At 45.1% G+C, this 22825-nt stretch carries 22 protein-coding genes and 5 tRNA genes; 21 read left to right on the top strand and 6 right to left on the bottom strand.

The annotated features are described in order from the left end of the window. The first annotated feature begins 384 nt into the window (after positions 1-384). The 4 genes from G4D54_18785 (at position 385) to G4D54_18770 (ending at position 3980) form a co-directional block, all read left to right on the top strand. Positions 385-1305: a D-alanyl-D-alanine carboxypeptidase gene (locus G4D54_18785; protein QJA04320.1), complete on the top strand. Its 921-nt coding sequence runs from the start codon at positions 385-387 to the stop codon at positions 1303-1305. Positions 1306-2101: 796 nt separating this feature from the next. After that, positions 2102-2473 (top strand): GntR family transcriptional regulator, encoded by a 372-nt coding sequence (locus G4D54_18780; GenBank protein QJA04319.1) that lies wholly within the window; start codon positions 2102-2104, stop codon positions 2471-2473. A gap of 2 nt (positions 2474-2475) precedes the next feature. After that, positions 2476-3327 carry an ABC transporter ATP-binding protein gene (locus G4D54_18775; protein ID QJA04318.1) on the top strand — a complete coding sequence of 284 codons (852 nt, stop codon included), beginning with the start codon at positions 2476-2478 and terminating at the stop codon, positions 3325-3327. Next, a complete protein-coding gene (locus G4D54_18770; protein ID QJA04317.1) occupies positions 3324-3980 on the top strand; it encodes an ABC-2 transporter permease in 657 nt (218 codons plus the stop codon). The genes G4D54_18775 and G4D54_18770 overlap by 4 nt, the downstream gene beginning before the upstream one ends. A gap of 519 nt (positions 3981-4499) precedes the next feature. Here the strand turns inward: G4D54_18770 and G4D54_18765 are convergent. Then, entirely contained in the window at positions 4500-5570 is a 1071-nt protein-coding gene (locus G4D54_18765) for a spore cortex-lytic protein (GenBank protein ID QJA04316.1), read from the bottom strand. Then, positions 5564-5944 (bottom strand): carboxypeptidase regulatory-like domain-containing protein, encoded by a 381-nt coding sequence (locus tag G4D54_18760; protein ID QJA04315.1) that lies wholly within the window; start codon positions 5942-5944, stop codon positions 5564-5566. Before G4D54_18760 ends, G4D54_18765 begins: the two co-directional genes overlap by 7 nt. Before the next feature lie 159 nt (positions 5945-6103). Here G4D54_18760 and G4D54_18755 point away from each other — a divergent pair, with 159 nt between their 5' ends. Continuing rightward, positions 6104-6793, top strand: coding sequence for an N-acetylmuramoyl-L-alanine amidase (locus tag G4D54_18755; GenBank protein ID QJA04314.1), 690 nt, complete (start codon positions 6104-6106; stop codon positions 6791-6793). Positions 6794-6991: 198 nt separating this feature from the next. Here the strand turns inward: G4D54_18755 and G4D54_18750 are convergent, their stop codons facing one another. Both G4D54_18750 and G4D54_18745 read right to left on the bottom strand, forming a co-directional pair. Continuing rightward, positions 6992-7387: a hypothetical protein gene (locus tag G4D54_18750; protein QJA04313.1), complete on the bottom strand. Its 396-nt coding sequence runs from the start codon at positions 7385-7387 to the stop codon at positions 6992-6994. A 276-nt stretch (positions 7388-7663) separates the two neighbouring features. Then, positions 7664-8512 carry a tyrosine-type recombinase/integrase gene (locus G4D54_18745; GenBank protein ID QJA04312.1) on the bottom strand — a complete coding sequence of 283 codons (849 nt, stop codon included), beginning with the start codon at positions 8510-8512 and terminating at the stop codon, positions 7664-7666. Positions 8513-8697: 185 nt separating this feature from the next. Here G4D54_18745 and G4D54_18740 point away from each other — a divergent pair. From G4D54_18740 to G4D54_18715, 6 genes are all read left to right on the top strand, one after another. Continuing rightward, a tRNA-Ile gene (locus G4D54_18740) sits at positions 8698-8774 on the top strand. 18 nt (positions 8775-8792) lie between these two features. After that, a tRNA-Ala gene (locus tag G4D54_18735) sits at positions 8793-8868 on the top strand. 480 nt (positions 8869-9348) lie between these two features. After that, the gene (locus G4D54_18730) at positions 9349-9576 is read left to right on the top strand and encodes a hypothetical protein (GenBank protein ID QJA04311.1); all 228 of its coding nucleotides are present in this window, start codon (positions 9349-9351) and stop codon (positions 9574-9576) included. Positions 9577-9580: 4 nt separating this feature from the next. Further along, positions 9581-10522: a CtkA family protein gene (locus G4D54_18725; protein QJA04310.1), complete on the top strand. Its 942-nt coding sequence runs from the start codon at positions 9581-9583 to the stop codon at positions 10520-10522. Positions 10523-10880: 358 nt separating this feature from the next. After that, positions 10881-10957 (top strand) — tRNA-Ile (locus tag G4D54_18720). Between the two features lie 18 nt (positions 10958-10975). Further along, a tRNA-Ala gene (locus G4D54_18715) sits at positions 10976-11051 on the top strand. A gap of 108 nt (positions 11052-11159) precedes the next feature. Here G4D54_18715 and G4D54_18710 read toward each other — a convergent pair. Next, positions 11160-11669, bottom strand: coding sequence for a hypothetical protein (locus G4D54_18710; GenBank protein ID QJA04309.1), 510 nt, complete (start codon positions 11667-11669; stop codon positions 11160-11162). 132 nt (positions 11670-11801) lie between these two features. Here G4D54_18710 and G4D54_18705 point away from each other — a divergent pair, with 132 nt between their 5' ends. From G4D54_18705 to G4D54_18690, 4 genes are all read left to right on the top strand, one after another. After that, a complete protein-coding gene (locus G4D54_18705) occupies positions 11802-12419 on the top strand; it encodes a hypothetical protein (protein ID QJA05239.1) in 618 nt (205 codons plus the stop codon). Positions 12420-12630: 211 nt separating this feature from the next. Continuing rightward, positions 12631-13569: a MoxR family ATPase gene (locus G4D54_18700; GenBank protein QJA05238.1), complete on the top strand. Its 939-nt coding sequence runs from the start codon at positions 12631-12633 to the stop codon at positions 13567-13569. After that, positions 13566-14498, top strand: coding sequence for a DUF58 domain-containing protein (locus G4D54_18695; protein ID QJA04308.1), 933 nt, complete (start codon positions 13566-13568; stop codon positions 14496-14498). The genes G4D54_18700 and G4D54_18695 overlap by 4 nt, the downstream gene beginning before the upstream one ends. After that, positions 14495-16633: a transglutaminase gene (locus tag G4D54_18690; protein QJA04307.1), complete on the top strand. Its 2139-nt coding sequence runs from the start codon at positions 14495-14497 to the stop codon at positions 16631-16633. The genes G4D54_18695 and G4D54_18690 overlap by 4 nt, the downstream gene beginning before the upstream one ends. A gap of 365 nt (positions 16634-16998) precedes the next feature. On the opposite strand, the gene G4D54_18685 is transcribed toward G4D54_18690, so the two are convergent. Continuing rightward, positions 16999-17397, bottom strand: coding sequence for a thioesterase family protein (locus G4D54_18685; protein ID QJA04306.1), 399 nt, complete (start codon positions 17395-17397; stop codon positions 16999-17001). 86 nt (positions 17398-17483) lie between these two features. Here G4D54_18685 and G4D54_18680 point away from each other — a divergent pair, with 86 nt between their 5' ends. From G4D54_18680 to G4D54_18655, 6 genes are all read left to right on the top strand, one after another. Continuing rightward, positions 17484-18170, top strand: a complete 687-nt coding sequence (locus G4D54_18680; GenBank protein ID QJA04305.1) for a hypothetical protein — start codon at positions 17484-17486, stop codon at positions 18168-18170. 237 nt (positions 18171-18407) lie between these two features. Then, positions 18408-19424 carry a hypothetical protein gene (locus tag G4D54_18675; protein QJA04304.1) on the top strand — a complete coding sequence of 339 codons (1017 nt, stop codon included), beginning with the start codon at positions 18408-18410 and terminating at the stop codon, positions 19422-19424. A gap of 88 nt (positions 19425-19512) precedes the next feature. Beyond that, complete coding sequence (gene deoC / locus G4D54_18670) at positions 19513-20175, top strand: deoxyribose-phosphate aldolase (protein ID QJA04303.1); 663 nt, start codon at positions 19513-19515, stop codon at positions 20173-20175. Positions 20176-20462: 287 nt separating this feature from the next. Next, positions 20463-20538 (top strand) — tRNA-Asn (locus G4D54_18665). A 484-nt stretch (positions 20539-21022) separates the two neighbouring features. Further along, positions 21023-21649, top strand: a complete 627-nt coding sequence (locus tag G4D54_18660; GenBank protein ID QJA04302.1) for a DJ-1/PfpI family protein — start codon at positions 21023-21025, stop codon at positions 21647-21649. A 68-nt stretch (positions 21650-21717) separates the two neighbouring features. Further along, complete coding sequence (locus tag G4D54_18655; protein QJA04301.1) at positions 21718-22785, top strand: M42 family peptidase; 1068 nt, start codon at positions 21718-21720, stop codon at positions 22783-22785. The last annotated feature ends 40 nt before the right edge of the window (positions 22786-22825 follow it).

Genomic DNA, 22825 nt, shown 5'->3' with positions numbered 1-22825 from the left:
AGAAAGCTGTTATGCAGTGAATGCGTTTTTGCTGCGGATAAGATTGGCGAAGACTATTTGATAAACGAAACAGAATTCGCTGGCTGATTATGCTGTTTCAATTTACGGAAAACATGGATTTCAGACTGAAAAAGGAGTCCGCTGTGTGTGGGTGATGCGATGTTTATGTTTACCGCGCTTGTAATTTTTTTATATGGAAGTACTTGCTTTTGACCTCATTCTAATCAACTTCAGCATGTGCCTTTTCTTGAAGCCTTTCGGCGTATGCAAAGTGAACAAACAAGCAACGCAAGGAGTTAAGTGATAATTAAGTAAGTGCTAAGTCTGTGTTTTCAACTATCTGTGCAATTCATGGTTCAATAGAGTCATGAAGGAGCTGATACGATGAAACGATTTAAAAAACTGCTGCTGGCTGGTGTACTGCTTACAGGTCTTGTCTGTTATTTACGACCGATGATTTCCAAGGAGGATAAGGTGAATCTCCAAATCAGAAACACAGAAGAGCAGCCGATCAAGATAAGCAGCGAATTATACAGTAAGAATTATATCCTTATCCGGCAAAAGGATAACAAGGTGATGCTGAAGGAAAGGGAAGAAGAAGCGATTGCTCCGGCATCCTTAACCAAGCTTATGACAGTATATACGGCATTACAGCATATTGATGATTTGCAGAAAACCGTACGTATTCCAGCCTCCATATTCCCGCAGCTGGAAAAGGAGCAGGCGTCAATGGCCGGTTTTTTACCGGATGAGGAGGTAACCTATGAGGATTTGATTTATGGAGCATTACTGCCAAGCGGCGCTGATGCATGTATGACCCTGGCCATTTCGCTGTATGGCAGTGAGGACGCATTTGTTGCCGAAATGAATGCGCAGGCTGAAAAACTGAAGCTGAAGCAAACCAGATTTCAAAACTGTACAGGACTTGATGAAGCCGGGCATGTGAGCAGCGTCCGTGATATTGCATGGATACTGGACGAGGCATTAAAGCTTCCTAAATTTGCAGAGGCTTTTCATGCAACCAACTACGTTATGGCTCCCAGCAATATGCATCCGGAAGGAATGACCATCTATTCCACTATGCGGATGACCATGGATCAAAACGAGTTGTCACAGGATGATATTTTGGGCGGGAAGACCGGATATACAAAGAAAGCCGGTCTATGTCTTGCCACACAGGCACGTATCCATGAGGAAACGTGGTTGTTTGTCAGCGCTCATGCGGCTGGTTCTGCTACAACAAAGCCATATCACATTCTGGATGCGATAAACGTGTATGAAGCTCTCGCAAGGCTTTATGCATAAGCCTGAATCCGGAGGTGGAAATAAGAGGCAATCGCCCGGCACAGCTTGTCTGACTACAGGCAGATTCATCTCAGGAAAAACAAGGCAGACATACAGCTTAAGACTGTGTTCGCGGCATTGTCTATGTTTCACTGCTAAAGGTGGTATCCTCTGTGCTGCAACATATCCGGTTAAAGATTCAGGAAAATGCAAAGACAGACCATATGCGGTGTATACTGTATGTGGTCTGTCTTTTCTACATATCAGGCATGCACGCAGCATTTCTCTATCATAGTGTCCCTCGGATCCCTTTTTTTATGGTGTTGCTTTTTCTAATCATACAAAAGATAAAAAAGCACACGATCGGTAGAATACACTGAGCCATGGATTATCAGATGGAAGCACGGATGATGGAATGTTGGTTGGAAGTGATACATACATAAAGGGTATCGTACTGGTAATGAGGCTTACTGTTATCGCGGGTCTATGAGATATGCACCCCATAAAAGCAATTCCTATAGATATCGGAGTAAAATACCTCAGTTTTTCCGGCATATGCACTGATTTAAAACATGCAATACAACAAATCACCCGTTTTTCAGCTGATTTGTTGTTGCAATCTTTTTACCGTTTTCTCTGACCATCTGAAGCAGGTGGAACCTCAAGCTTATATCCTCTGTTTTATCTACGGTGTAGATAGCTTCTATTATCAAAATGTGAGGATAGCCTAACTTAAAGTTTTTATGATAAACAGTGTATAACAGTTGACAACAGTTATACACTGTTATATACTGTTTGTGAACAGAGGAGGTATCTTATGAAAATCATTATTAACAACTCTTCTATGACTCCGATTTATGAACAGGTAGTAGAGCAAATAAAGGCTATGATCCTGAGCGAGGAGCTGGAGGAAGGCGATATTCTGCCATCTGTTCGTTCTCTATCCAAGGAACTGAAAATATCCGCTCTGACAGTCAAGAAAGCGTACGATAATCTGGAGGCTGAAGGATTTGCGGTTACTGTTCATGGCAAGGGCACCTATGTAGCCGGACTGAACAGGGCCCTGGTGATGGAGGAACATAAGAAGGAAATCGAAGCCGATTTGGACAAGGCCATTCAAAAAGGCAGAAGCTGCGGGATGGAGGACAGCGACCTGCTGGAACTGTTCCATCTGCTATTGGAGGAATGAATATGCTGAAACTGCAAAATGTTGTGAAAAACTACGGTGCCTTTTCTCTGCACTGCTCGCTGGAGCTGAAAAGCGGACAGCTCAGTGCGCTGATCGGGCAAAATGGTGCTGGTAAAAGCACAACCTTTAAAGCCATTCTGGGATTGATTTCTATTGATGGCGGGGAAATTGAGGTATTGGGAAAGCCTGTACAGGAGCTGACACCGGAGGAAAAAGAATATGTGGGTGTCGTATTATCTGATTCCGGCTTCAGTGGATATCTGAATATCAAGGATATCCTTCCCGTAATGGACAATATGTACACGAAATTTGAAAAAGCGGAATTTCTGCGACAGTGCCAGAGATTTGCGTTGCCGATGGATAAACAGATTCGGGATTTTTCAACCGGAATGAAGGCCAAGCTGAAGGCATTGATTGCTCTTTCCCATCATGCGAAGGTGCTTATTCTTGATGAACCGACAGCCGGTCTGGATGTGGTCGCAAGGGATGAACTGCTGGATTTGCTTCGGGAGTATATGGAACAGCATGAGGATGCCTGTATGCTGGTTAGCTCCCATATCTCTTCCGATTTGGAGGGACTGTGTGATGATCTGTATATGATTCATGAGGGAAAGATTGTTATGCATGAGGATACAGATGTGTTGCTGAGTGATTACGCTTTGCTGAAGATGGATGAACGCCAGTATGCGGATTTGGATAAGCGCTATTTGCTTCGCCGGCGCAAGGAACCCTATGGCTATGCTGTACTGACCAGCCAAAAACAGTTTTATATGGAAAACTATCCGCAGCTTGCTGTGGAAAAAGGGTCCATTGATGATGTGATTATGATGATGATACGAGGTGAACAGATATGAAAGGTTTATTGATTAAGGACTTCAAGCTGATGAAAAATCAGAAGAATTTCTTCTTTATCATGATATTTATAGCGGCAGCCATGTTGTTTGCTGAATTTGAATCAACCTTCGTTGTCAGCTATTTCACAATGATCGCTTCTATGTTTGTGCTGAGTACGATCAGCTATGACGAATATGACAACGGCTATGCCTTTCTGTTTTCCATGCCTTTTTCCAGAACGTCCTATGTGAAGGAGAAATATATATTCTCAATCCTTATGGGAGGCGGTGCATGGCTGCTTTCGGTTGTACTGTCGGGAATTCTCATTACTATTCGGAATCCGCAGATAAGCGTCATGGACTGGCTACCGATTGATCTGCTATATATTTGCATCGTTCTTCTGTTTGCGGCTGTCATGATTCCTGTACAGCTGAAATTCGGTGGAGAACGGGGTAGAGTGGCATTGCTGCTTACCGTTGGTGTTGCCGTGCTGGGAAGTATGGGAGTCATAAAGCTTCTTGAAATACTGCAGGTAGATCTGGATGCTGTTCTGGCATCTATGAGTACACTGAATATGATGCAGATCGGATGTGCTGCAGGGATATTCTCGGTAGTACTGCTTGCGATATCCTACCGCATCAGCTGTCGTGTTATGAAAAACAAAGAATTCTAAAGCAATCATAAAACGATATATAGGGATAGCCGACAACGGGCTGTTCCTTTTCTTCTGGAAAGACTTCTTAAACAAAAGGACTCTTAAAGTGTAAGCGAATTCTGAAGCGATTATGGACATGGCTGTAAAAGCAAGGCGGAAGCAGTCGGATCATAGGAATTTACTACTTCCGGTTTTTCAGCTTTTTATATGCGTACCCTGATCTGCGTAAGAGGCATGGTAAAATCATACGTGTAGTATTCTGTAAATACCTTTCACGTACATGAGATGTAAAATCAACCCATGTATCGCTCCATCTCCTCTGCTTCAGCTTTTTCATAATTTCGATACAGGTCACTCAGTACGGACATGGAGGTTTGTGTTCTGCGATTTTTAGCAGTGTGCAAATACTGGTATGATACGAAATATTCATCTTTCGCTTTGTTCATGCAGCACTTATTTAAAGGCTGCATGCTGTATCCGGAACAATCTAATGATACAAATTACGGGAAAGCCATTCCTTTTACGGGAATGGCTTTATCAACCTACGATTGCTGCATAGGTTTCATAGATGGAATTCCATGTATAACGTCCGACGAGTCCATCTACTGCCAGTCCGAATTCCCGCTGAAAGGCACGTACAGACCGATCTAAGCCAGGCCCGAAGCGGCTGTCAATGGTGACAGAGGGAATGGATGGATAGCTTTCTGAAATAATGGAAAGGAAATACTGCAGCTGTTGCACTTCGATGCCGACATCCCCCTGACGCAGCACCCTTCCGGTCCATAGGCCGGTGAAATACCCCTCCAGTCTGCCAAGACTTCCCAACTCCGCCAGCTTGCGGACTGCGACATAGATTCGGGAAATCTGATACCAGGTGGACTGCCCGACAATCCCATCCACGGTAAGATCAAACTGCCGCTGAAAGGCTCTTACCGCACTCTCTGTCTGTGGTCCGAATATAGCATCCGGCGGATAGATCAGCGGAATGTTGGGATAATTGACAGCGATTCCGTTCAAAAGCTCCTGAATGATAAACACCGGCTGACCGCTGCTTCCAAGGCGCAGAGCATAGCCCGGATAGGATGGCGTGTAGGGCTGCCAGTTATCCGTTTCCAGAAACTGCATCTGATCACCGTAATAATATCGGATGATGCCATAGGAATCGTATCCGCGATTTGCCAAATCCAACGTTCCCCATTGCTTCAGCCCCGGACACTGCGCCCTTTTTCCATCGCAGTATTCCGCATAGTACGGCTCCCGATAAAACGGCTTTTTCAGATAATCTCCTATAACCTCATCCACAACCGCAGCTATACTATCATAGATATTACGACCAGGAACAAATGCCTGATCAAAGGCTGTGGAATTGGTAATATCATAAGAATATCCTCTGCTTCGATACCATTCTGTATAAATACGGTTTAAGGCAAGGGACATTTGACACCAGATATTTGCCCGTAAAGCTTCATACGGCCAAGTCGGGTAAATTTCACTGGATGCGACATTCTTGATATAATCGACAAAGCCAATGGTAACATTTTGTGCACTGGCTGTCGGTCTTCCCAGATGCACGGTAATCGTGGTTGGAAGAATGATTTCTTCTAGCATGAGCGACATCCTCCTCCCTCATGAAGCTGATGCTCACCGATATCAAGGGAATTGACCGCACCCCGGACTCCGGAATTTTGCATGACAACGGTCAGCGTTGAATCGGTTTCTGCAAATATCTGTACACCGTTACGTATTTCTGTATCAAAACCTTCTTTGGCAACGTGAATATCATACTGACCATACGGGCGAGTCAGTGAGTGAATGTCTGTTGAATGCGAGCTATCCGGAGCATCCAATTCAATACGCTGTGTTCTGCCGGATTCATTCGTTCTGTATTCCTTGATAAATACAGATCCGCGCTCATCCCGGCGAAAAACACTGATCTGCGCATTGGGAATGGGCTGTGCGCTTTCCTCCATGGTTTCAACCATGACATATCCTGTAGTGATAGTATCACCTCCTTTACAGCGTATGCCGCAAATGTCCGTGGTATCGGGTCAATCGCCTTTCTGTGCCGGTGCGAATTACAGAAATATTTCACTACAGTGATATTTTTGTGATTAACATTACATATACTTGAAAAGGTGAAGATGATGAAAAGAAAAAAATACCTGCTGGGTGCAGGACTGCTGTGCACCATACTGGCAGCATCCTTCTGTCTGTCGCACATTACCTCCGTTTCGGCCAAACGTGCCTTCCATGCACTGGATGGTGTGGAAATCGTATTGGATCCCGGACATGGGGGAAAGGATGACGGTGCCCGCAGCAACGAAGCGAAGGAACAGGAAATCAATCTGAAAATTGCACAGAAGCTGAAGAAGCTGCTGGAGGAAGGTGGTGCCCATGTGACGATGACCCGTGACGGTGCCTATGATCTGGCAAGCGAAGGTGCTTCCAACCGCAAGCGCGAGGATATGAAAAAGCGTATCGAGCTGATCAATCAGGACAAGACGGATTTGTTCATCAGCATCCATTTGAATTCCTATCCTAACACAAGTGTAAAGGGTGCCCAGGCCTTTTATGCTCCCAAGAATGAGGTATCCAAGGTATTTGCGGACATTGTGCAGAAGCATTTCCGCGCACTGACGCAGACGAAGATGACAAGCAAGCCGGGAGATTATTATATTCTGAATAATGCGCAGAAGATCGGTTCTCTTGTAGAGTGCGGGTTTCTATCGAATGCAGAGGATCGTGCGAAGCTTATTACCGATGAATATCAGCAAAAGGTGGCGCAGACGCTGTATGACAGTATACTGGAATATTTCAATTTCCTGTCGTGAGAATACCGATAACCGAATGAGAATGTGATTTAAAAGCTGCTGTATAGGCGGGTGTACAGCATGGCGAATAGAATGACTGCTTCATAGCAGCCGTAATCTGCAGGACAGGGCAAAGGAGCGCCGTATGTGCTTGTAGGATGCGTTTATAGCCGACTTTGCCTTGATTACAGCCTGTACAGAAAACTCTGCATGCTTATCCTATGAAACATACAGAATGAGCTGCTGAACCTTGGATGAGCTCCTGATAGGGATGTTCCCGTTGTGAATGCTATCGGTTATATCTTTGTTATTCAACCGGATTTGTATGGCATAGTTCTTCTGATCTGCATAAAGGTGAAAGGTTCTTCGCTTTCCTTTAAAGAGCGCATATCGTTCACTGCTGTTTCGATGGTGCACTTTGCCGTCGAACAGAGTACCGCTGCCTCGTACTTCAATCTGCAGCAGACAACGCTCCTGTCTGCCCTGCGGTTCCATGAAAACTGTAATGGCTGAGCAAAGATCCTGTGTTTGCCGCATGAATAGGCAATGTATCACAAGCAGAAATAGTCCTGTACAAAGGATAATTTTGGTCAGATAAAAAAATGTTTTTCTCATGTGCTTCCTTTCCTGTGCAAAAATCAAGTTACACATCGTGAACAGAAAAGCCCTGTACCACATAATATCCATTATGTAGTACAGGACATTTTTAGTGTGCAGGAGGCAGGACTGCAATCAAAGGCAGGGAAACGGTTAGCTGGGCAAATTTTCTGTTTAAGAAAAGAAAGATGAATAGCTGATGATATCTTCCTCAGTTATGTAAGAATATATGGTAAAATATACCTGTAAGCAGAACAGCAGTGCTACCACATAATGGATATTATGTGGTATTTTTCAACAGAGGCGTACCAGATTCATGCGGGACAGTGTCTTCTCATATTCCTGAAAGCTGGTCATCGTATACACCCTGGTGGTCTCAATGGAGGAGTGCCCGAGGATATCCGCCAGTCGAACCACATCCTTTTCCATACTGTAGAAGGTGAAGGCGAACAAATGCCGCAGATTATGCGGAAAAACCTTGTTGCTGCTGACATTGGCATGGAGACACAGCTTTTTCATCGCTTTCCAGATATTGCTGCGATCCAGCGGTCTTCCGGAATTCGTGACGAAAACACTGCCGGATGTTATCTTTTTTCTTTTACAGTATGCCAGCAGCTGTTTACGCAGTCTGGATGGAAAGAATATATAGCGGAGCTTACCTTTATTCTGCACGGCTGCCTTTCTGCTTTTTACAGCTTCCACAGTAATGAATCGATGCTCGGATACACGGATTCCGGTCGCGCATATGGTTTGAAGCAGCAGATACATACGCTCATTATGGGTATCCTGCGCTGCTTTTAAAAGTCTGGCATAGTCTTTCTTAGTCAGCTCTCTCTCTTTCTCAATACAGGTTCTTTTCTGTATTTTCAATAGCTTTACCCGATATCCGGGCTGATTGATAAAGGTGAAAAAACAGTTAATTGCAACAAGCATGCTGTTGATGCTTACTGAGGTATAGGATTTCATCAGCTCCTCCTTATACTTTATAATACACTGCTTCGTCAGAGTCTTTTCGGAAGAAAGGTAGGCAAAGAGTCTGGTAATATCCCGGATGTATTTTTGTACGGTCAATGTACTTTTTTCTTCCTCGATTAAATGGATTCTGAAAATATCAATCTGCTCAAATGCTTCTGTATAGTCCATGCTGGTTCCTCCTGTAATCATTGTTATGTACCATATCATAGCACAAATCCGGCTTTGATCTCACCGATGTGGCTTGTGGAAAACAGAGAGCACTCCGGCTTGACGGCTTTTTGTGATAAAAAAATTAAAAATATGTTGACATCATGTTTTGCTTGTGGTATTATTTACAGGCATTCGATGGAAATGGGCCTGTAGCTCAGGTGGTTAGAGCGCACCCCTGATAAGGGTGAGGTCGTTGGTTCAAGTCCATTCAGGCCCACCATCGAATTTCAATATACATGGGGTGTTAGCTCAGCTGGGAGAGCACCTGCCTTGCACGCAGGGGGTCATCGGTTCGATCCCGATACGCTCCACCATATAACATGATCAGGTTATTTACATTTCGCCGAACGGTTAAAAAAGACTTTAATTAAAGGCTTTGAGAGATGTATAACCTGTTTTTTGTTTTATTCTGATTTTCGTGTTATCCGTGTTTACATTTCGTGTTTCAGGCATATACTGTTCACTGCGTTGACCAAAGCTCATAAAAAGATTTTAAAATACTAATTGAAATAAATAATATGAAGCATAGCAAAGCGTGATGACCAGCTTTTGCTTCCTTCCAGGCTTGATTTGTTGTACGAAAATGACAGTCAGGCAGGTGATATCGGTATCGCAGGTTTACGTTAGAAAGGTCAGTTCTCTGTTAGGATAAACTGGAAGATACATGGTTGGATCTTTTATGAGTGTTTGACTGATTACAGGAATACAAACCGACTTTTTGCGTTTCTGAATGATCGTATGGCGTTGTGAAAACAATGCATGCTATAATACAGTTGGTAAAAGGGTGTGATCAAATGGATAAAAGCTATCACTGGATCAACGATTCAGTCAAAATTGATTTTGCCTTGCCTTCCATGATTCAGGAGCTGGTGGATGAGCTGGAGGAAATGGATCGGAAGGAAGACTGGTCATACTTTGACAGATGTGGATTCATTGAGAATATTACAAAAGAATTTGTTATCAATAAAGAAATGACCAGCAAACAGAGGGATATCCTATGTCAAAGATATCGTGGAGGATAAACACATGTATTTGATTGATTTTAACGAGTGTCAGGAAAATAACAAAGCCTATGGTGGGATGGCTGGCAGTAAGCTTGGAATCATTTATCAGGGGGAGGACTGGATTCTGAAATTTCCTAAATCTACAAAGGGAATGAGAAAAACGGAAATTTCTTATACAACCTCTCCGTTATCTGAGTATATAGGCAGTCATATTTATCAGATTCTCGGCTATCCTGTACATGAAACCAAATTAGGGACAAAGGATAACAAACTGGTTGTTGCATGTAAAGATTTTACGGATTCACATGTTCGATTACAGGAATTCAGAGAAATCAAAAACTATTACAATAAAGAACTGGAGGCAATTCTGGAAGATACAGTAACAGATAGCAACAGTGTTGGCAGTACAAGTCTTCACGCGGTAAAGGCACATCTGAACTATAATTCCCTATTGTATATGATTGATGGAATGTCAGAGAGGTTCTGGGATTGTGTCATGATCGACGGGCTGATAAATAATAATGATCGCAATAGCGGAAACTGGGGTATCCTGCGATATTCCGATGGCAGTTTAGCGCTGGCGCCTGTATTTGATAACGGTGCTTCTTTTTCCACGAAGATTTCCGATGAGAAAATAAACGACATGTTGAAGAATGAAGATAGGATTCTCAGCAGTGCAATCAGCACAGTCACCGGATATAATATCGACGGGAAGGTACTGCAGTTCGGTGCGCTATTGAAGCTTGAAGATAAAGATATTCATAATGCAGTAAAGCGTGTCGTTCCACAGATACAGAGGCATATGGATGCGATAACTGATTTCATTTATGCTATTCCCAATGCAGATAACGGAATAGAAATCATCAGTGAAATACGTAAAGAGTTTTATATAAAGGGAATGGAGCTTCGATTGCAAAAGCTCCTGTTGCCGGCATACGAATATACCATGCGAGCAGTGCTGTAACAGGTAAGTTTTTCACTTCACGTGCGTTGAATTATCATGTTTGAGAAATCGAGATAATTCAGAAAGAGGAAATATGAGTGTGTTCAGACTTTACGTATTGATCCGGCTACCCTGTGCTGTTAATGTTTTATCGCAGATCTTTAGACGCAGTTTGTGATACAGACATAAAAAACAATAACCGAGAGTATACATAATGATATTCATATAGTGAAGTCGTATAAGAACTTGCGGCTTCGTAAAATTATCAGCTTTGTGTCTTTACCATATAAAATCTCTTAATAGCTTGCGAAAAAATGATAAAAACCTTGTTGACACACGAAAAAAGTAGTGGTATTATATATGAGCATTCGATGGAAACGGGCCTGTAGCTCAGGTGGTTAGAGCGCACCCCTGATAAGGGTGAGGTCGTTGGTTCAAGTCCATTCAGGCCCACCATCGAATTTCAATATACATGGGGTGTTAGCTCAGCTGGGAGAGCACCTGCTTTGCACGCAGGGGGTCATCGGTTCGATCCCGATACGCTCCACCATGATAACATATTGAAGGATTCCAATCCTAACGGTCGGAATCCTTTTTTATTATACACGGCATGCTTGTATCTGAATGAGGATGCCTATACGATGCAGATTGCTTGTTCTCAGGTCTTTTTCACGGTAAACAATAACTGCGCTTTTGTTGTATTCGGCTCCCGAAAGATGTCCTGCGGCTTTATATTTACATCATCACAAAGATACCAGTACCAGTATTCTGCTGGATTATTCGCAAAACAGATGCACATATCGTCAAGCTGCATATCCGCTATGCGCTGTCCGTCCATGCGAATCAAATGGCTGTAGGTGACGGCATGTTCGCTGTCATCCTGCCTTGTCAGCGTATAGCTTTTTCCTAATGCATCATAGCTTATCAGAAAATCCTGCGTGGAATCCCTGGCATCCTTTATGCGTATCGTTGATAAAGAAACAGTATCCAGTCCCTTTAAAAAGGATATCCAGCCACTTCCGTCTACGAGATCATTGGTATCATGCAATGTAAGATCCGGGCACCTTCTGGCGATATCCGGGTAGGCAGTCTCTACTGCTGTCTGTTGAAAAAGATAGCCGCCCATGGAATTTAAAAGCATATAAAATATGAGGAACATAGATTTCATGATCTTCGCCTCCTTCTATCCGGTATACGATAAAGTAAGGGAAAATATTTCAACTGTATTTCTTTTTGTCTGAAAATAGTGTACCATAAGGCATGGTGATGAAAAATGAAATATGTGAACAGCAGGGATCTGATGATGTTTTTGCCGCAGCCAATCACAAAGCTGGGTGTATTTGAAGCGGAAACCGTGGATGCTGCACTGACTATGTGTGCGGATGCGTTTCCTAAAATCGAGCAGGAATTTAAAGTGACGGTAGATTTTGCCACATTTAAATTTCAGCTGTTGAAAACAATGGGGGAATTTTTATATAAATGTGCCGAATGTCCGCATGAATGCCTGAAAAATCCGCGCAAGCATGTGGAGGAGGAACGCTATATCAGAAATCATATCAAGCTTCCTCTGTGGCCGAAGCGTATGCAGAAAAACAATGCGGAAAACTTTTTTCTCATGGAATATATTCTGACCTATGCGGATATCCTGTTCCGCTATCTCCTCGATGCGGGTATACCGCAGGAACAAGCCAATCTCATAGCGACCAATGCGCTGGATCAGCTGGCACTGTGGGTGGATGAGAACTGTATTCGCAAATGCGGGTATGCATGTATCCGTCGTAGCGAATCATCCGGATATTGTACGCTTTGCTCCTATATGATTCAGCCGTTAGCCTGTCCAAACAAAAAGGAAGTCACTCTGCGTCAGCTGGGAATGCAGGAGGAAGACCTTGTGTGCATGCGTCGGGAATTCAAATAGCTTTAACTTTGCAGCCGGAACCTGATGGAAATGCCTTGGCTGCTTTTTTTTTCGTTAAATCCCTGAAGCAGGGGACAGTGAAAGTGCAATCTTCATAAAAAGTTAAGAAATCTTTTGTTGACCTAAAGTGCACATCATTGTATACAATAAAGGTAGTTATGTGTTTTTAATAGGTAAAAGCAGGATGGCTGAATACTTGAAGGGAGAACGGATGAGAACGAGTGAACGAATATTACAGGAAGTGAAAAAGGCAGTGATCGGAAAGGATGAGCTGCTGGAAAAAATCCTGATGGCAATACTGGCCAATGGTCATATTCTGATGGAGGATATGCCGGGGGTGGGGAAAACAACAATCGCACGGGCGTTTGCGGATGCGATGCAGCTGGATTGCCGGAGAATGCAATTTACAGTGGATGTATTACCGGCAGATGTTACCGGCTTTAGTGTGATTGATCCGCAGACGGGTAAGACACAGATACGCAAGGGGGCAGTTTTTACCAATCTGTTTCTTGCTGATGAAATCAATCGTACCTCCTCCCGTACACAGGCAGCCTTACTGGAGGTAATGGAAGAGGGCAGTGTCAGCGTGGACGGGATAACCATGACGCTGGAACAGCCGTTTCTGGTGATTGCAACACAAAATCCTTTCGGCTCTGCAGGAACACAGCAGCTTCCGGAGAGTCAGCTGGACCGTTTCATGATCCGCCTGGGAATCGGTTATCCGCAGGAGCATGATGAAATTGAAATCCTCAAGCGTAAGCAGAATCCGCAAAGCTACCGTGTGCAGTGTGTCGCGCAGCGCACACAGATTCTGGAAATGCAGAAGGCCTGCAGGGAGGTGTTTGTACACGATTCCCTTTATCATTACATCATTCAGCTGCTGCAGGCGACAAGAAACAATCAGCGCATTTATCGGGGAGCGAGTCCAAGAGCAGGGGTAGCTCTGCTTGACATGTCCAAGGCCTGTGCTCTTTTGCAGGGGCGTGATTATGTGGTACCGGAGTATATTCAGAATGTCTTTGTGGATACCATCGCCCATCGTATTCTCATGCAGCCATCACACAGCATAGATGCCGCAGCGGCAAAGGATGCGCTGACACAGCTCCTGCACCATATACAGCCACCGCACACAAGAAGGAAGGGGCTATGATCCGTTCCTGGCTCGCCTATCTGCTTCTGCTGCTTCTGGATGCTCTGGCATGGATAAGCATTGACGGGTATCTGTATTATCTCCTGCTGCGTGTGCTGCTTATGCTTCCTCTACTCAGCCTGCTTCTGTTTATCGCCGGAAACCGGTTCCTGAAGCTGCAGCTGAAAACGAGTAAAAAGGGCTGTGTAATTCATATGCCAACCAGTCTTCCCCTGCTTGTATGCAGTGGTATTCGAATACAGGGATCGTGGAAGAATTGCTTTTATGAAAGCAGCGAAACGATTTCTCTGGAAGTGAAGCACAGGGAACAGAAATTGCAAATACCGAAGCTGGGGAGCGGAAAGTATGAGCTGCAGCTGACCTCCATCCAGACCAGGGATCTTCTCGGACTATTTCGCAAAACCCAATCATGGGACAAGGAGGTAACGACCTTTTGTTTCCCACAGCCCTGTATGGTTACGCAAGTGCAGTATACAAACCTTCTGCAGGAAGCCCGCCAGAGTCTCACCGGTGTTTTCAGCAGTGATTATGAGCTGAAGGAGCACCATGAGGGAGAGCCTGTGCGCCGGATTCACTATAAGGCAAGCTATCGGTTGCAGAAAACGATGGTACGTGAATTTCAGAAGGAGGAATCTGCCGTTGTACTGCTTCATCTTTGTTTTCCACAGGAGCAGGAAATCTGTGAGCGCCTTCTGGCAATCGCCTGTGGAATCTGTCGGAAAGCAAGTCCGCAGGATCTTGTTCGTATTCGCTGGCGGACAGCAGGAGGAAGACAGACGGCAGAGCTGCAAGGTCCTCAGGATATGGAAGGCTTTTTACGAAAACTGCTATCCATGCCGCGCTTTTGTGAAGTATCCCGCGATTCGCAGGATGCCCTGTATCTGGACGAGGCATTTGCGGCTCTTTTCGAACAGGAGGCCGGTATATGAAAAAACAAGTGATACCCGCGCTGTTGCTTTTGATGGGAATGCTTTCCTCTCTCGGTGTATTTCTGTTCGCATTTCCTTTTTGGGATGCAGTTCTCTGGATGCTGTACATACCGATTCTGCTTTTTGCTGTAGTTGTGTATAACCGTCTGCTGCTTCGCCGCAGGAAAAAGGTGATACTGATACTGGCAGGAGGCATGCTTCTGCTTGGGGTACTCAGCTTTTCACTGCTGCAGGAGGGGGCTCATATCGCCTATAATACTATTACTGAGGTGTATCACGATGCCAGCGGCTATGTGTTCTATCCCTACGATGTAACCGATACTGCCATGCTGTACCGGCTTTCGCTGACCTGGCTGCTGCTGTATGCGAGCATATGGCTGTTTTGCGGTATGCTGACCTTCTGGAATACGCGTCGTTATTTTGCGTTATTTATGCTCTCCTTTCTCCCGGTGTTTTTTACACTGCTTTATCAGACACCGATTCCCTGGCTGTTTGCCGTTTCGCTTATCATATTCTGGTTTATGCTGCTTCTCTCGCGAAAAGGAGTGACAAACGGACATGGGGGATATGTACGGCTGAGTGCTTTCGGATTAAGCGTGATCTGCGTGCTGCTTACCTTTTTTACCTCGCTGCCGGATACCTATGAAATGCGAAGCACCAGCGGTTCGCTTCGTGAGCGGCTGCTGCAGCGTGTGGATGAGCTTGCCTATTTCCTAACCCATGCCGGGGAAGATGAGGGAGAGGTGGATCTGGGGAAGGCGTCAAATCGGTATTACACCGGTGCAACGCAGCTGGTTGTGCGATCTGAGGATGCACGCGGTACCATCTACCTGAAAAGCTACAGCGGCGCGCTGTATGAGGATAATCGCTGGCAGTCGCTGCCGGAATCCAGCTATGCAGCTCTGAAATCCTATGACTGGAAGGATGTGGATATGTGGCTTGATAAGAAAAATCCCGCCTTTACACAGATTTTGCAAAAAACAGGGGCTTTGATGCATCTGGAGATAGAGGATCATCGCGCATCCAAACGCTATGCTCTGACACCGTATCTTATGAAAGATGCTTTGCCGGAAACAACACCGTGGTATGACGCTTATCGTCTGGAGCATGATGATACCATGCGTTATACTGCCTATGCATTATCCAGTACGACCATAAATGGTGATTCCACTGTGAAAGCAGATGCATATCCCGCCTTTGTCAAGGAGCACTATCTCCAGATTCCTGCCAATCTAAAAAGGCTGTTTGATGAACGTAAGCCTTTTAAAAAGCTGACCTCCCTAACGGGTGAACATCTGACATATGATATTCAGACAACCATTCAGGAATACTTAAGAGAAACGACCAGCTATACACTGAAGCCTGGAAGAACCCCGGATGACCGGGATTTTGTAGAATTTTTTCTGACTGAGAATAAGAAGGGCTATTGCGTGCATTATGCAACCACGGCAGTTATGCTGTTTCGTTATATGGGGATACCTGCACGTTATGCGGAAGGCTTTTCCTTTCAGGCCCAAGCTATGAGTGGCGGCAGTATGGAGGTACCGGATGAAAGTGCACATGCATGGGTGGAAATCTTCGATTCGGAAAAAGGGTGGATTCCGGTTGAGGTGACACCGGGCTTTGAGAGTGAAAGCAAGCCGTCCTCCCAAACAACTGTGCAGGGACAGGAGCAGGGTGGTACGACGACAGCAAAGACGGAAACACCAAAAGAGCAGACAGACAGGAAGACGGGGAACGCTGCAAAGAATCAACAAATCGAAAAAGAGCAAGGCGATACGCCTGCAGGCTTTGCCAAGGCCGGTCTTGCAGCCTTACTGATAGCTTTGCCGGTGTTGATTTGTGTGCTTCAACGACGACTGCGTATTGCCTACAGAGAAAGACAGTGTCTGCAGCGGGATGCAAAAAAGGCGGTTTATTACAGCTATCGTTATCTGCTCAGCTTTATGGAGGATGAAAGCCTGCCGCAGACGATACACGCCCTGTGTGAAAAAGCCTTATATTCTCCGCATGTGATGACAAGGCAGGAGGCAGAGCTTGTTTACGGCTACGCGCAAAAGCAGGCAGGAAAGCTGCTGCATTCATCTCCTCTCAGGAAACGGTGGAAGCTTCTCTATCTTAGAGCAATTGGCTGATACAGACTTGTATGTGCACTGAGGCATGCAGGAAGAAATTGTCCGGCGTTTACTGACGATAAGCGAAAGCCCAAAACAGTGCCTTCAAAATCATCTGCATTCGCTTATTCATACATGTACATATGGTTCTGTATCCCGTTCACAGGGTTTGCTGTTCAGGAAGGGGCTGCCTGTGTCAATACCATCATCACAACGGCAGGCAGATATAGAAAAAGCAGCTGCTTTAACGGGGGTCCTCCTTACGTTAGGGGGTATGCAAAAGGGAGACTTCAACTTCTATTGATGAATACAATCGAGTTGAAGTCTCCCTGTTTTAAGCTTACCCACAAACGGGAAAGAATCTTGAACGGCGGCTGCACATGTATTTATGAATTCTCCAGCTTGCTTAGCGCCTTTGCTTCAAAGGCTTCTTTTTTTACTATGAAGCGATCGTGGTCTGCTGTACCGATCAAATCCCTCTCATCTCTAGCAATGATGTGAAAGGAAACCTTTTTGCGGTCTACAGCTGTGATTTCCACTTCAGCCGTTACCGTCATACCAGCAGGAGTTGCTGCATCGTGAGTTGTCCGCATCATAACGCCGACGCTGGTTTCTCCTTCCTCCAGAAACTGATTCAGACAGGCTGCAGCGGTATTCTCCATAAGCGCAATCATCATCGGTGTCGCATAGACATCTACAATTCCGCTGCCAACATGGGAGGCCAGCATGCTTTCTTCCACTGTGATCTTTTTGGTTAGCTTTGTATGCAATTTGATTTCTTTCATAAACGTACCTTCCTTTTTATACTTCATATTATAGCATAATCCAGGGAAAAGCTTCCATACTAACGGTAGAAATTGGAGGTATGCATATGTTTATTTATGACACAAAACTGCCCTTTGAGGTGCGGATTACGCGACCGGATATGAAATACTACCTTTTGCTGGATCGCCAGCTGAAGGGCTGCAGCAGCGGTTTGAAGCAGGCGGCAGTCTATATACGACAGAGCTTCATGATCAACAATCCGACCTTCCATGATATTTTTATGCGACTGGGTGCACGACAGATCAGTGATATGGAGGTACTCAGCTGTATTATTCATCAAATGCATGGGGAGGATGACCGTTATTATGACGAATCCAACGATGATACACCTGTTTTTGAATTTATCAAGCCGTGCCATACGCAGGAGGAGCACTGTAGCTGTCAGTCGGAATCAGAAGAGGAACAGCACCATGTGAACAATGATTTAACTGCTGCAGTGATGCGGGATATGCAGTATGAGGAAGAACAGATTCATATATATGAGGAGCTGATCCGCTATATTCAGGATGATGGGGCGGATGAAGCCTTTTCCTATCTGCTGGACAGTGCGAAAAAAGCGATGGATACCTTACGGAATCTGCTGCATATTCTAACGACACACACGGAAATGAAGGATTTTGGAGAAGGGGACACCCATAATGCCTGGGATCTGGATACATCCAATTATTTTGACAAACCGAATCCAACCTTTGTGAATCCTTCGGATATCGAGGACTTCCCGTTTAAAAAATAAGCTCTTACGATACAAAAATACGTTTACGAAATCTGGCTATATGTTGAAAACAAACAGCAGGTGCATCCCGATTGCTTTGCAGGGATATCCTGCTTTTTTTTATATTTTGAAAGATTACACAAAAGGTTATATTGGTATAGATGACAGCAGCCTTTTCATCCCTTTAGAGCTTGTGTACGGCACATTGCTTACGTGCTGTGCAAATGATATGCTTTTCCTGTATAATAAGGACAGGTGATGATATCGATGAGAGAAGAAAATCTGCGGGAACGTAAAAAGCGGCGCAGAGCCTGTGTTCGCCGTCTGCGAATGCTACTGGTGCTGTTTTCTATATTTTTAATTGCTTATATGGTGTTTTCCTATTTTCTGCTGAAGCTGATGCTGGAGGATGTTCATATAGCTTTTCTGCGCAATTTCCTGTTTCACAGTGTCGCATTGCTGGTATGGCTTGCGGTGATTCGTATGCTGTGGAGCTGTCGCAGACTGGGGAGGCTGTTATTTCAGGTGCTGTCTCTTGCAAATCTCTATACGCTGTATGAGCTGCCTGCGCTGTTTCGAATTGATATCGCAAAGGAGAATTACCTTCTGCGAATCGTATTTGCCCTTATGGTGGCGGGGAAAACAGCTTTGGCATTGTACATGTCGTGGAGCCTGCAAAGAAATCCGCAGATAATCTACATATGGAAACCGCATAGCACGGCAGCGGACAATGAAATGCAGGAAGAAGCGATGAACACGGTCAATTTTTCACAGAAGGAGCATATACAGCATGATCACCGGCTGGATATACGGGCAAGAAACCGTATCCGCGCCTGCTCTGTTGCCTTGCTTCTATATCAGTATGGTATGCTGGTTCTGCTGTATCTTCTCATGTTTGTTTTCCGATATTACAGCAGCGATCATGAAGGGATGCAGTTTATGCAGCGAACCTTGCTGCTGGCTTCCCTGTTTTCCGCCTTGATCTGGTCTCTTCCGGCGGTATCACTGTTTCTCTATAAGCCATGGAGCCGATGGATTATACCCGTTATGTGGGGGACGGAGCTGCTGCGGCTGCTTTTCACCCTTCCACAGCTTGCCGATGTGTTTCAGACGCAGAACTATCAGCTGCTTTCCTGGGGAATCCTTATTGTAACGGAGCTGCTGCGCTACCTTTTGCTGTATCGTCTGCTGCAGTATTTTCTGAAGGACCCCTTTGTTCGCGTCTATTGGATGCGCAGATATCATGAAGGCATTCAGGAAGACCAGGAATTGTAACTAGTGATGAAGAGAAATGAACTTCATATTCTATGGGTTCCATGATATACTAAAAGTACATTGGAAAGATAATGCAGGAGGTTATTTTATGGAAATGAACAAGTATATCGATCATACACTGCTGAAAGCAGATGCTACGTATGACAAAATTGAAACACTGTGTGCAGAAGCGAAGGAATATGATTTTGCAAGCGTATGTGTTAACAGCTACTGGGTATCAGCATGTGCAGAGCTGCTGAAGGGAACAGACGTTAAGGTTTGTACCGTGGTAGGCTTCCCGCTGGGAGCTATGAGTACCAAAGCCAAGGCTTTTGAAACAGCTGCTGCTATTGCAGACGGTGCTAAGGAAATCGATATGGTTTTGAATATCGGAGAAATGAAGGCCGGACATTACGATGCGGTACGCGCTGATGTAAAAGCTGTTGTGGAAGCAGCTGAAGGTAACTGTGTCAAGGTCATTCTGGAAAACTGTCTGCTGACAAAGGAAGAAATCGTAAAAGCATGCGAGCTTTGTGTGGAAGCCGGTGCTGCATTTGTTAAAACATCAACCGGATTCTCAACAAGCGGAGCCACACCTGAGGATGTCAAGCTGATGAAGGATACCGTGAAGGGGCGTTGTCTGGTGAAAGCAGCCGGAGGAGTACGCTGCTATGAGGATATGGAGAAAATGGTGGAAGCCGGAGCAGATCGTATCGGTACAAGTGCCGGTGTGAAGCTGATGCAGAAAGAAACCAGTGACGGTGGATATTAACAGCGGGAAACCGCTGTTTTTTGCTATTTGAAGAACGCTGAATCCTTTGGAAGCTGCTTCTCTAAATTGCTTTTCATAGGAGGATGCGGATACAGTAGCCGGAATCATTCGGTTATAAATATAATCTAAATTCAGGATAACTTGCCATGGCAGGGCTTCCGCTTTCATCCGCATGGCTGTGGACAGAAATAAAACCATAAAAAATCCTAAAAAAATCCTAAAAAATTTGCTATTTTTTCTTGCCAAACACAAAATCTTATGATATTATATTTAAGCACTTAAGAAACGCCTTAATAGCTCAGTTGGTAGAGCATCCGGCTGTTAACCGGCAGGTCACAGGTTCAAGTCCTGTTTAAGGCGCCATGATAACAGGTAACCCCGTAGATATCGGGGTTTTTTTATTTTCAGGAACATGCTGACGTTCGTTTTGACGTACGATATGCAGCGGATGCGTTATACTAAGAGCTTGGAAAATCAATCAACGAATAGACAGTATCGCCGCGGATTACCATGCAGTTGACGCTGTTCGATGGATGAAGCAACACGTTGCGTGCAATGCATTCTATGTGATTTGTTTCATTGGCGCTGAGCGGTGTTTTACTGTGAGCGCTTGCGATTTGCGTTCTCCTTCTGTATAATGAACGCAAGAGGTGATGTGAAGTGAGCAAATAATCCAGACGGATTTTTGAATCAGACATACAGATGTACGCCTGTTCACCAATGGATTACAGACTCTTTTTCACATGACGTTGCCAAATTTTTTCCATAGCTTTTTTCGTGTGAATTTATAGAGCCTTCGAATCCTGTTTGAATAGGTGCAGAAGGTTTTTTTATAGGAGGACTGTATATGAAAGCAGCAGTTTGTTTATACGACGGTTTTTGTAATTTCGAATTTAGTGTTTTGCTGGAATCCCTTGCTTTGGCCGATTGTCAGATCGACTACATAGCCAAGACATTGAAACCGGTGCGTGCGGAGGAGGGCTTCCTCGCTCTTGGCGAATATACCTGGGGAACGATTTGTGCGGAGGATTATGATGTGCTGGTTTTAACCGGTATCGGAGCAAAGGATGACAGCAGTGACTGGATTCTGGCAGACGAGGAGCTGTTATCTTTGATTCGCTCCTTTGATAAAGCAGGGAAGCTGATTGCGGCGATTTCCTGTGCTCCCATGATTCTGGTGAATGCCGGCATTATGAAGGAACGGCGCTATGTTGCTTCCGTTGATCGGGAATGCTTCATGGCAGGCGGTGCCTGTACCTCGGTGGAGCTCAGTGCTGAGCAGATGAAGGGATTGCTTGATATGAAGGAGCAGAAAAAGCATCCCGAGCTTCACGGCTATGTGCAGGACGGGAATGTTATAACCGCGAACGGCTGGTGGTTCCGGGAATGGGCGATGGCTGTCTGCAAGGCTCTGCAGCTGCCTTTCTATCCGAAATCATTTGGTCTGGAGACAGAAGAAGCTGAAGAAGAATAGGAGTTCCGGATGAACTCTTTCGCATTCTCTGCTATAATAGGGAATAGAAAAGAGGATGAGAATACGATATGAAACAAATTGATAGAATCAGAAAATTTTCGGATGCCTTTGGACCCAGCGGTTTTGAAGATGCTGTAGTTGCGTATGCGCAGGAAGAGGTACGTGAAATCTGTACATGTAAAGAGGACCATATGCGCAATCTGTATATGAATTTGAAGGGAAACAGTCAGGGTGGTGTAAACATCATGCTGGATGCGCACAGTGATGAGGTAGGGTTCATCGTTCAGGCGGTGAAAAGCAACGGGCTCCTGCGGTTTCTGCCGCTGGGCGGCTGGGATGTGAAGAACATCATTGCGAATAAGGTGCTCATTAAAAACAGAGACGGCAAACTGATTCCGGGGATTGTCTGCAGCAAGCCGGTACACTTTATGAATGCTTCCGAGCAGGGAAAGGCTCTGGATTTTGCCGATGTATTGATTGATGTCGGTGCGACGAGTGCACAGGAGGTACAGGAATCCTTCCGCATCGGTATTGGTGCACCGATCGTTCCTGATGTTACCTGTACCTATGACGAAGAGCATCAAACGTTTATGGGAAAGGCATTTGATAATCGTATCGGATGTGCCGCCGTTGTGGAAACACTCTGTCGACTGCATGGACGTACACTCACGAATACCGTCAGTGCAACCCTGTCCTCCCAGGAGGAGGTTGGCGAACGCGGTATGACCTGTGTGATGAACAACGTGAAGCCGGATGTTGTGATTTGTTTTGAAGGATGCCCTGCAGATGACAGCTTCGAAGAGGAATATATGATTCAAAGTGCCTTGAAAAAGGGACCGATGCTGCGGCATTTCGACCGTTCCATGATTACATCCCCAAGATTTCAACGCTTTGCTTTAGAGCTTGCCCATGCAAATGACATTCCGGTTCAGGAGAGTGTACGAAAAGGGGGAGGTACCAATGGCGGTATTACACATACGGCACAATTCGGCATTCCAACAATCGTCATCGGTGTACCGGTTCGCTATGCACATTCCTCCTATGGGATTCTGGCTTATCAGGACTATGAGCATGCTGTTGAACTGGCAGTTCAGATTGTTGAAGGGCTGAGTAAAGATATCGCAGAGAGCTTTTGATTCCTTCCGCCGTGCCTGCAGAAAAGGACAAGCCTGTGTT

It is taken from the genome of [Clostridium] innocuum, from assembly GCA_012317185.1.
Lineage (GTDB): Bacteria > Bacillota_I > Bacilli_A > Erysipelotrichales > Erysipelotrichaceae > Clostridium_AQ > Clostridium_AQ innocuum.
The sequence above is the reverse complement of the archived record's forward strand: the minus strand, read 5'-3'. Positions and strand labels throughout refer to the sequence as shown.